The organism is Sphingobacterium sp. 18053 (assembly GCF_902706145.1).
Taxonomy (GTDB): domain Bacteria; phylum Bacteroidota; class Bacteroidia; order Sphingobacteriales; family Sphingobacteriaceae; genus Sphingobacterium; species Sphingobacterium paramultivorum.
The window spans coordinates 166,719-178,332 of record NZ_CACSJW010000005.1; the positions used below are offsets into that span (position 1 = coordinate 166,719).

Consider the following 11,614-nt stretch of genomic DNA (forward strand, 5'->3'; position numbering starts at 1 on the left):
TTTAGTTTGGGTTATTTAGGCAATCGCGATGGATTGGCTGTCGTCATTTCTTGATGCAAACGTGCTTCTTCCAATGGATAAGGGAAATAGCGCATGGCTTCAGTGACATTTTCTTTCAGTCCGCGGCCTTTCAAATAAGCATTGCTTACTTTTTCATAGCGGCCCAGGCGGATCAGATCCTGACGTCTTTTGTATTCAAAGACAAGCTCAAAACCACGTTCGTCAACAAGCGCATCGATCATAGCCTCCTTATTTGCAGGACTAGGAAAATCAGGATGCTTACCATATTCAGGTGCTCCAGCTCTCTTCCGGACTTCATTGATATAAGGCAATGCTGCCGCGGGCCCATTCAGTGCATTTTCAATCTCAGCCTTGCACAAAATAACATCCGCCAAACGGAGAACCTGAATCGTCCGCCCATCCAGATAGGAGTTATTGACCATATCATAAGAATACTTTTTCGTTGCAACATTTTGCAGGAATTTCACGGTATCACTTGGCGGAGTAGTCTGACCTTTAGCAGGCAACATGTAAAAAAATCCATACTTTGTATTTTTGTCCCGTGCAGCCTTTCCGGTGTAATTATAATAGAAAAACTTTTTACGCGGATCGAGATCACTATATTTTCGCCAAAAATCAAGGGAAACACCATAGTACTGCCATCTATCCGGTACTTCAGGGTTGTCGGTCGGACCAAAGTGATTGGTAATCTCGCCTCCATTTAATGTAGGCTCATGCAAGATGCCAAATATCAGCCCCATATCCATTTTATTATTGTCGGACCACTCCTTCTTAAAATCCGGATTCAGCGTGTATACACCTTTATCACGTAACGCTAAAACCTGATCGATATACGTTTTTGCTTTTTCATAATTGTGCGAACGCATATACATCTTTCCCATTAAGGTCAACGCGGCGCCTTTTGTAGCACGGCCAATGCCCAGTTCGTCCGACCATTTCTCCGGCAAGTTATCGATTGCATACTGACAATCTTCAGCAATCTGTGCATCAATTTTCTCTACAGCAACCAAAGGCTCATTGTAGCTTTCCGTCGGATTCTTGACTGTCGTTATCAGTGGTACCGGTCCCCAGGCATCTGTAAGATCCATATAAGATAATGACCGCAAGAACCTGGCCTGTGCGATAATTTTCTTCTTGCGATCGTCGGGAATAGTTACACTCTCAATACGATCAATCAACATATTGGCATTGCTAATCACCTGGTACATATTCTGATAATTAAATTTAAAATACCTATTATTATCATCATAGGTAAAGTTACTCATCCGTGTAGGATCACCTGCCGCTGTAGAAAAGCCTATATCCGTTGCGTAATCGGTGATCATCACCAAATAACCCGCATAGTATAAATAGGCATCCCCCGGATAAGGCGATAAACTCGTATAGACACCCGTCAGGGCAGCATTGATATCACTTTCTGTTGAGTAGGCATTTTTTGTCGTCAGATCACTGTATAATTTAGGGTCAAGCTTGGTACAGCTATTCAAGCTGAGGCCCAAAACAGCGGCCAGACCCGCCATACCCAAGATATATTTTATATTATTTTTAAACGTCTTCATGTCATTTCTGATTTAGATATTAGCTATTAAAATGTTGCACTTACACCAAAAGTAAACGAGCGCATCGAAGGATATGAATTAAAATCCAGACCTACCCCAGCATTGGCACTCTGATTATTTCCAGCTCTATTTTTAACCAGCGCATCATTTTCATATCCCTTGGTATCCACCTCAGGATCCCATCCAGAATAATTGCTAATCGTAAATAAGTTTTCCGCCATACCATATACCCGTATCGATTGAACCGCTTTTGTTTTCAATGGAATGGTATAACCCAGTGTCAGATTACGCAGCCGCAAAAAGGAAGCATTCTCAATAAAATGGTCATTGATATAGCCACCATAGTTCATGTAGTAAAATCCGTTTCTTGGAATCTCCGTATTGGTGTTTGTCGGAGTCCATCGATTTAAAGCTTCTGTGGTACGTTTCCACTCCAGATTCATACGTGTCATATTGAGGAGATCGTTTCCGACATTTCCATAAATGAAGGCCGTCAGATCAAAGTTTTTATACGCGAATGTATTGGTCATACCAAAATTGAACTTCGGATAACCACGACCGATGATCGTCCGGTCCGCAGAATTGATTGTACCATCGCCGTTCACATCCGCGAACTTCGGATCGCCGGGTTTAGAATTTGGCTGTGGCGCATAGTTTTCTCCTTGTTGAATAACCCCCAGGTATCTATAGCCAAATAAAGAGCCCAACGATTCCCCAACACGAATAACCGAATAAGCTTCTTCAGAAACATTACCCATTGGTTTTGACGAAGTCAACAATTGTTCAGGCTCTCCACCCAAGCTTGACACCTTATTGCGGTTCATCGTTAAATTCAATTTTGTCTCCCAGGTAAACGCTCCGGTCATATTCTTACTGGTTACCGAAAACTCCAACCCTTTGTTATTCATCGTACCTAGATTGCGCTGTCCGGAGGTATATCCTGTGTAATAAGGCAATATACTCTTAATCAAAAGATCATTGGTTTTCTTATAATAGGCATCTACGGTAAAGGCTAATCGATTCTTAAAAAATGAAAAATCAAGTCCGACGTTATATTGCGTCGTGGATTCCCATTTTAATTTATCGTTTTCAGGATAAGTTGGGTTTTGTTTAACGCCACCCGAATTGGTCACACCATCAAACGTATAGTGCCCATTATCCATCAATCCATAAGAAGCATAATCCGCAACGCGATCATTACCCGTCTGTCCATAACCCAACCTAAATTTTAGATCCGAAAATAACTGCTGCTCTTTCATGAAATCCTCATTGTTGACCTTCCATGCAAAAGCTGCTGAAGGAAAGGTTCCCCAACGATGGTTGGGACTAAAGCGCGATGATCCATCACGACGTAAGGTTGCAGTCAACAGGTACTTATCAGCATAGGCGTAATTTACCCGCCCGAAAAAAGAGATGACCAAGTTCTCAGCTTTAGCAGAATTTACTCCCGTAATACTAGAGGCCATTCCTAAATTATTGTATTCCAGCAGATCCGTTGAAAAACCTTTCACATTGATCCCCTTATTGTTGCGCACGTATTTCTCATACGAATAGCCCCCCATCACACTCAAATTGTGTTTCTCATTAAACACCTTTGCATAGGTGGCATAAAAATCAATCAGGTTATGGGTTTCATTATAATCGGCCTGACTTGCCACACCATCATCTATCCCACCCTGATAAGAGTCTCGAGTCAGATAACTGCCCAATTGATCATGTGTTATTTCCGTTCCTGCATCCATGCGCAAGGTCAGTTCCTTGATCGGATTTACCTCAAGAAAAATATTTCCATTCAACTTGTCCCTTTGCACATCATTGATCCGTGACATCAGGTTGGCCAAGGGATTGTCACCCTGCCCTCCTGGAGGTCTTCCAAAACTACCGTCTGCATTGTAAACAGGTACCGTCGGATCATAGGTCAATATGCTGTACAAAACATTTGAATTCAGGATATTTCCGTCATACACCTGCATATTCGATTTTTCCCGTTGCGCGGATAGGCTCGCCCCAGTGCGGATATAATCGTTTACCTTTTGATCCACGTTGATACGTCCCGAAATTCGATTAAAGTCTGTCGTCTTCAAAACACCCTTTTGATCAAAATAACCTATGCTCGTCAACACTTTGGTTTTCTCACCACCTCCGGAAAACTGTAAATTATGGTTTTGCAAAATGCCGTTCCGCATGGTCTCCTTTACCCAATCCGTATTGACATCAGACTCGAGCTGTGATTTGGTATAGACTGCATATTCCTGATTTTCTTGCCCCTGAATCTCCTTATAAAGTGCATTGGCAAGATTCATATATTGCTTACCGTCGAGAAAGGTGAACGGTATAATCGGTTTCTGTGTTCCCACATAGCCACTATAGGTAATGTTGTTTTTATCCGTAAGACCACGTTTTGTGGTAATGATAATAACACCATTGGCACCTCTGGAACCGTAGATAGCCGTTGCCGAAGCATCCTTTAAGATATCCATGGAAGCAATATCATCAGGATTGATGTTGATTCCATTATTTGTTGGAAATCCATCGATCACATAGAGTGGATCATTACTTCCACTAATCGAATTGGTTCCGCGAATCCGAATAGACGTGCTACCACCCGGCGCCTTTGAATTCTGGGTTACAACGACACCGGAAGCTTTACCTTGTAGGGCCTGACCTACATTGCTCACTGCTCCTCCTTTTGTTAGTTCGTTGCTGGAAAGCGATGCAATGGCACCTGTCAGATCGCTTTTCTTTTGTTTACCGTATCCGATCACGACAACATCTTCTAGCTGATTCACTTGATCCTCCAAAATAATGGAAAGAGTGGTGGCTCCATCAGCGGAAACCTGCACATTTCGTTCCACATAGCTTTGATACCCGATGTATGAAAAAGTCAGTTCATACCCCTTTCCATTCGGTACATCAGCAAAACGAAAACTCCCATCACTCGCACTCGAAGCTGCTGTTGAAAAACTGCTGCCGGGATTTTTCAAAATTATACTTACCCCTGCCAGCCGTTGCCCCGACGAGTTTTTGATTACACCATTTATTGTTCCCGCTAGACATCGAAAAGATAACAGTGTCAAGACAAGAAAAACAAAAAATGGTTTCTTGGTTAAGTTGAAATTTACCATGATTCTATTTTTTAGGTTTGAGTATATATGTATTATGTTGTTTTTCAAGAATAAACGGATTCACCTCAACAATCAACTGCAGAATAGACGCCGCAAGATCCGTTTTGTCTTTCAGGTCCATTGTTGGATTCTTGCTAAACCGCCCCTTTATCCGATAGTTTTTAACGATTAATGAATCATAGGATATAGGTACATCAAGTTCATGATTGATATATCGAATAATATCGGATACAGAGGTTTCTTCCAATTGGAGCCAATTGGCGCTCTGGTGAATTGTTGCCGGATTGCGGTACGGTTTTTCCGTTGCGGAAAGCATAAGCTGGGCTGGTAGACTTTCCCTGGCGCTCATTTTTGGCGTACCTTTGAAATTTGAAACAAGCATCTTGTTCGCTCCGCCAAAATAAATCTGTTGGCCAGGTTTCAAAATGTTTGTCTCTACTACGGACGGTTCTATAGATTCAACGCGAACTTTCCCCTCAAATAATCGGATCAGAACATGTTCAACTGCCGCATTATAATCCACGATGAATTCTGTTCCCAGCGCTGTGGTCATCAACGTGCCGCTTTCGACGATGAAAGGTTTTGAAGGATCCTTTGCTACTTTAAAATTGACTCTTCCACTGAATAATTTAACCCGCCGAAAATCAAGATCCGGTTTTATACCTAGCTGAATCAGTGCACCGGGTTCCAAGGTTAAAATCGAATTGTCTGCTGCAATAATTTCTTTAGGCTGAGCAGAAGGGTTGTAGTAAATTTCATGAATGAAACTTGCTGTTTGTATAGGTTTATCGGTTGATGTGCTCAAAAGATTGGATAAAACGAACAGGAAACCAAACAGGACGAATACAGTAATAATTCTCAACAGGCTATCGCCACCACGTTTTGACTTATTTTCCTGATTGATATAGGATACCCAATCATCTTCCGAAATGAGATCGTCCAATAATGTCGGATCGTCATTCAGCCAGGTGAACACAAGTTTCGCTTCCTCAGCAGAACATTCATTCGCCAGGAATTTATTTAATAAGGATTTGCGATTCATAACAGTTTCTATCCTTTTAGCGGGATAGGTATATAACTGTTATACGAATAGTGATGGGCTTGTCCCCTAAGACAACTTAAAAAATTTTTTAATAAATTTCAGGCCAATGCTAACGTGATTTTCTACAGTCTTCGGGGAGATAGACAATTTGACGGCAATTTCTTTATAACTCAATTCTTCAATTTTATGGAGATAAAAGACCTGTTGCCGCATAAAAGGCATTTGTGTAATCAGCTCTTTTACGTATTCTAACTCTCCTTTATAGGCAATTTGTCGTTCAAGATCTTCATATTGGGTCAGTACAAATGGTTTCTCAAACGCTACATATTTTCTATTCAATGCACGCCGGCGCAATTCATCAATCAATTTTGTGCGCGCAATTTGGAAGAGCTGGGTACTGAACTGGATTTGCTGATTCGCATTATTTTTGCGTTCCCAAACAATTAAAAAAGTCTGTTGGACGACATCTTCAGCAAGATTCGAACATTGGGTCTTCTGATACAGAAAATAGTATAATTTCCTGTACCAATAACGATAAGCTAAAAAAAACTCTTTTTCGTTAGTAGGTGCCCGCTGTAGGATTTTATTAATCATAATCTACATTTAGATAGTCTTGTTTCAATGCTGTTATCCTCTTTACAAAGAATATCGAAATTGGTATCTGACAGAATTTCAATTTGATCCATCAAAATGACCCATGCTTTTTGGCTAGTTATCCACCTCTAAAGTGATTATTTTTTATCAAAAAAACAAGATAATATTTTCAATAGAGCAATTGCTTCAATCCCCATTTTATGCACCTTTTTTCCTAAAAGCTTTTTAGTTTCACAAGAACCAACTGTCATGAAAGTAAACTGCTGGTTCTTTCTGGTCAAAAGAAACGAATTGTAAGAAACGACCTGTTTCAAAAAAAGAAGGTATTTAGCTGATAAGAGTAAGTTCCTATCAGCTAAATACCTTTCAAAATAAAACGAACTTCTTGAAGTTGCTTGTTTTACTGATGCTTATACAGCAAATTAATAACCCGTATTTTGCTTCAAATTTGGATTGACGGCAATCTGTTGGCTCGGGATTGGATAAACCAATGTTTTGGGATCGGCATCCGCAGCCTTTTCTTGCCAGGCCAATAAAAATTTACCAAAACGAATCAAATCCTGTCTTCTCCAGCCTTCCCAATATAACTCGCGAGCACGCTCATCCAATAAATTATCGAGCGTCAATGCCGTCAAGTTATTAACACCACGGTTCGTCCGAATAGTATTGACCAAACCGAGTGCCTCTGTTGCTGTTCCTGTTCCACCTCTCAGAATAGCCTCTGCTTGCATCAGCAATACGTCGGCGTAACGAAATACAACCCAGTCGTTGTTTCGTTGACCAGTGACGGCATAATCAAAAGCATACTTCATTGGACGGATACCAGCTGTTTCCAGGGTTGCACCCGAGGTACGGATGGTCACTTCACGCGTAAAGACCAAAGGCGCATTCGCTGGGTTCCGCGCCATTAAAGGTTTGTTTGTACTCCAATTGTATTGCTGTCCAGCAAAAAAACCAACATTTTGACGTTTGAATTCTTTTGTTCTGTTAGAAGTCGTATCAGCTGGATAATTATAATAAATTCCCCTTCTTTCATCGGTATCCGAAAATTTATCGTAATAATCTGATAAGGTACACCAGCCATTCCAACCCCCTGGATTCATATTATAGTGAGCAACGGTATTCCAGGTACGGTCCACATTTCCACCTCTATCTCCATTTTTATTGTATAAAGTGAAAATATTTTCGGTAGACTTCTCGTCGTTATCCGGCGCAAAATTATCAAAGTATTTGCCCTTCGCAGAAATAGTATAGTATCCCGAAGCGGTAATTTCTTTGGCTAAGGTCACTACCTTATTCATATCCTCGGCAGCAAAAGAAGGAGCTTGTCTATTTAAAAATGTTCCCTTATTCAAATAAATCTTCATCAATAATGCTTTCGCCGCATTTTTATTGGCTACATATGCCGCTCTCGGCCCGTTTGCAGGCAAACTCGCTATAATTTCGTTGAGATCCTTCACCATATAGTCAATAGCCGCCTGTGGCTGTAACACCTCTGGTGCGATTCTAAAATCTTCAAAAGAGGCTCCTTCCCGGACGGGTACTACGCCATAAAGATCCAACATATCAAACATGACCAACGCACGAATAAACTTCGCTTCAGCGCCTTGTTGCGCACTCGGATTGTACCGCAACACATTGCCCGCATTATAGATGGCTGTACCCAAACTGACAAAAGTATTGTTCATGTAGCCATTATCTGCATTCCAGGTATGTAAATGGATCGCACGATGCATACCATTATCATCCCAGTCGCCACCCCGTGTAGGGGCCATGGCTGCGTCCGTTGATATTTCCTGCATCACCCAGCGCTGTTCCTGCTGATAAGGGGTATTCAATGAATTATAAGCTGTGATCAACAAGCTTCCAGGATCCACATTGGATGTCCCCTCCTCTAATTCTCCTTTAAATTCCTCCTTTAGTTTAGTACAAGAAAATGTACTTGTTACAATGGAGCCAATTATTCCGATATATAATAAAGTTCTTAATTTCATCTTTTTCATCCGTCTAAATTTGATTATTTATTCATCCATTTTGACTGTAAGGCATTCATACTGCCTTTGGTGTTTCATTCGTAATGGGGCGATCAGATTTATTCATTTTTATTCATTCACTAATACGTTTAAATCAATCGTGATGCTCTCCTCTTTTTATTATCTAATGATTTACAGTATACGTTTAAAGTGAGAAGTTAACCCCCAATAGGATATTTCTTGCCGGTGGATACGGTAAATATTCGATACCCAACGAAGGAATACCATTTGTTGCACCATCTGTATTCACCTCTGGATCAAATCCTGTATACTTCGTGATGATGAAAAGATTCTGTCCAGTAAGGGATACATTTAAGTTCTTAAGTGTTCTACCTACATTTCCAACACGATAGCTTAAAGTAAGATTAGCCATTTTTAGATAATCACCTTTTTCAAGGAATCGCGTCGAAGGCGCAGCCGAATTGGAAGTAGACTCTTTTACAGCTGTATTAAAGAATGCTGAACCGATATTACGTGATGACAGATTACTCAATCCCAAAGTCGTCGCTGCCGTATTATTGAATAGATAATGTCCAAAAGCACCATTCATATTGGCAGCCAAAGAAAACTGTTTGTAATTTACGTTGGTAGAAATACCCAATAAGGTCGTGGGATTTGGACTGTGCATATAGAATTTATTAATTGCAGGGTCGTTGGCCGTACTGATACTACCATCCTGTCCGCGATACATACTCATTCCTGTCTGCGGATCAATACCTTGGTAATCGGCCAGGTACCATACATTCAATGGTTGTCCATTGGTCATACGTTGTCCCAATACACCTGAAAATCCTTGCCCACGCAATGCCCCTGTTTCGTAATAGCCCACTAGACCACTTACACTGTTTTTCAGGAAAGTTGCATTACCTGTCAAATCCCAAGTCCAATTGTCATTTTTAATAATTGTACCGGTCAACGCGACCTCTACCCCTTTATTGACAATCTCGCCATCCAAATTCACCCAGATACGCCCTGCTGGAGCTGGCTGTGCAAGAGTTTGCTCAAATAGTGCATCTGTGGTCTTTTTATTAAAATAATCAATGGATCCATACAGACGGTTACCCCAAATTCCAAAATCAATACCTGCATTGATCGTGGTCGAAGTCTCCCATTTCAAATCAGGATTACCATAGTTTGCCTGGCTTACACTTTGGTTACCAAAAACCAATCTATTTAACGATGCCCCCGATGGGAATTCTTGGTTACCTGTTTTTCCCCAGCCTACCCTTACTTTCAACTGATCAAAAATACCGGTAGATTTCAAAAACTCTTCCTGATTCACATTCCAGGCTACGGCCAATGAAGGGAACATGGCGTATTTGTTGTTTGAACCAAATTTCGTCGAGCCATCCCTTCTTACTGTTGCAGTCAATAAGTAGCGATCCAAGTAATTGAATCCGCCACGCAAGAAAAGTGATTGCAATTGATTGGTTGGACTTCTATACGACGATATTTCACGCGTGGAAACAGGTGTATATTGTAGATAGTCAAAATAATCTAGTCCCATGTAACGAAATCCACCGCCAAAGGAAATGTTGTTGTTGTAGTTATAATCCAAATACTCGTACCCCGCTACCGCATTGACACTCCAATCTGAATTGATTTGTTTATTGTAAGAGAGCATATGCGTCATTTGCAAGTTGGTTTCTCCGTTATTGGAAATAAAAGCCTGCTCATTGTTCACAGCTGAAGGATCAATAAGTCCTGCGCGGTACATACCTTCACGGTTTCCAGTTTGTCGCATTGCACTATAGATAAAGCGATATTCCAAATCGTCTGTAATTTTATAGTATGGCGCCAAGTTGATTACCATGGTATTTGTTGTCGCCAAATCTTTAAAGGCGTCAATACTTGTCAATGGGTTTCGCGTAGTTGAACTGACAAAGGTTAAATTGCCTTGATCGTCCCGTAATGGTCGTGTCGGATTCCATTGTAAGGCTTGGGAAATCACATTTCCTTCCGAACCTACCATCGCATTGATCGGTGCGTATTTATTATCCATTTGCGTCAAAAAGACTGCAAAATCCAATCCCAATCGTTTGTTTTCCAGAAAACGGAAATTCCCGTTAAAATTGGCTGTGTATTTCTTCAGCTGTGATCCACGAATAATACCGTTTTGGTTTAAATATCCACCTGAAAGGCGATACTTACCATACTCGGTTCCGCCAGCTACATCAGCATAGTAATTTTGCGTGATCGCTTTTCTTGTGATCGCTTTAAAGGCATCCTCATTGCCACCAAAATCAGCATTTGCGACTTCAGATGGTGTATAATATTTCAACGCTTCTCTAAATCGAGCAGCATCTAATACATCAGGATATTCCCGCATGGTAGAAACACCTGCAGAGGCTCCTACAGAAACCTCGGGCTGCCCTACTTTACCTCTTTTCGTCGAAATAATGACAACGCCATTTGCCCCACGTGAGCCATAAATTGCTGTAGCCGATGCATCTTTAAGGATGTCCATACTAGCAATGTCACCCGGATTCAAGTAAGTCAAAGGATTTCCTCTGTCGGAAGAAAAGCCTCCTCTTCCTTCGGGCAGAGGCGAATTACCCGACATAGGCACACCATCCAGCACAAATAATGGGTTGTTACTGGCCCGGATCGATGAGTTTCCACGGATACGTACTGTGGTTGATCCGCCAGGTTGCCCCGTATTATTAATCACCATAACCCCTGGTGTCTTTCCTTGTATTAATTGATCGGGACTCGTCATGATCCCCTTATTGAAGTTTTTCGCTCCAATAGTGACCATCGACCCCGTTAGATCTTTTTTACGGGCGGTACCATAACCGATCACAACGACCTCATCTAGACCCTGACCGGCACTAGGTTCCAGCGCTACGGTGATATCGTTTCCCACAATGGGTACTTCTTTTAAAGTATATCCAATAAAGGATACTTCCAGCGTTTTCGCTTCACTGGGAACAGTAAATGTAAAGGAACCTTCCGTGTCTGTTGTTGTAGCCGCGGTTCCCCCTTTTACCTTAATTGTAGCTCCTGCCAATGGACCTTGAGTCTCATCTACAACCTTTCCCTTCAAGACTTTCGTCTGGGCAACTACAATAAAAGATACAAGCAAAAATGTAAGCGTCATTACGCATTGTGCAAGTAGTTTATTTTTCATACGCTTTTTGATTGGTGGTTTAATTGATTTTTATATCATGCATCTAGGATACACAAATGATACTAAGTGATTTTTAATGGTATTTTTTAGGCTCCAAAGCCCTTTTGAAA

Annotated in this window: 6 protein-coding genes; all 6 read right to left on the reverse strand. The window is 41.2% G+C overall.

The window, feature by feature from the left end:
- Positions 1-11: 11 nt before the first annotated feature.
- Positions 12-1,580, reverse strand: coding sequence for a RagB/SusD family nutrient uptake outer membrane protein (locus tag GVK91_RS13270; RefSeq protein WP_200845613.1), 1,569 nt, complete (start codon positions 1,578-1,580; stop codon positions 12-14).
- 26 nt (positions 1,581-1,606) lie between these two features.
- Complete coding sequence (locus tag GVK91_RS13275; RefSeq protein ID WP_159729273.1) at positions 1,607-4,705, reverse strand: TonB-dependent receptor; 3,099 nt, start codon at positions 4,703-4,705, stop codon at positions 1,607-1,609.
- 4 nt (positions 4,706-4,709) lie between these two features.
- Positions 4,710-5,747: a FecR family protein gene (locus tag GVK91_RS13280; RefSeq protein ID WP_159729275.1), complete on the reverse strand. Its 1,038-nt coding sequence runs from the start codon at positions 5,745-5,747 to the stop codon at positions 4,710-4,712.
- A gap of 66 nt (positions 5,748-5,813) precedes the next feature.
- The gene (locus GVK91_RS13285; protein WP_075991636.1) at positions 5,814-6,341 is read right to left on the reverse strand and encodes an RNA polymerase sigma factor; all 528 of its coding nucleotides are present in this window, start codon (positions 6,339-6,341) and stop codon (positions 5,814-5,816) included.
- 422 nt (positions 6,342-6,763) lie between these two features.
- On the reverse strand, positions 6,764-8,335 hold the full coding sequence (locus GVK91_RS13290) for a RagB/SusD family nutrient uptake outer membrane protein (RefSeq protein ID WP_159729277.1): 1,572 nt from the start codon (positions 8,333-8,335) through the stop codon (positions 6,764-6,766).
- Between the two features lie 184 nt (positions 8,336-8,519).
- Positions 8,520-11,504, reverse strand: a complete 2,985-nt coding sequence (locus GVK91_RS13295; RefSeq protein WP_153845044.1) for a SusC/RagA family TonB-linked outer membrane protein — start codon at positions 11,502-11,504, stop codon at positions 8,520-8,522.
- Positions 11,505-11,614: the final 110 nt, after the last annotated feature.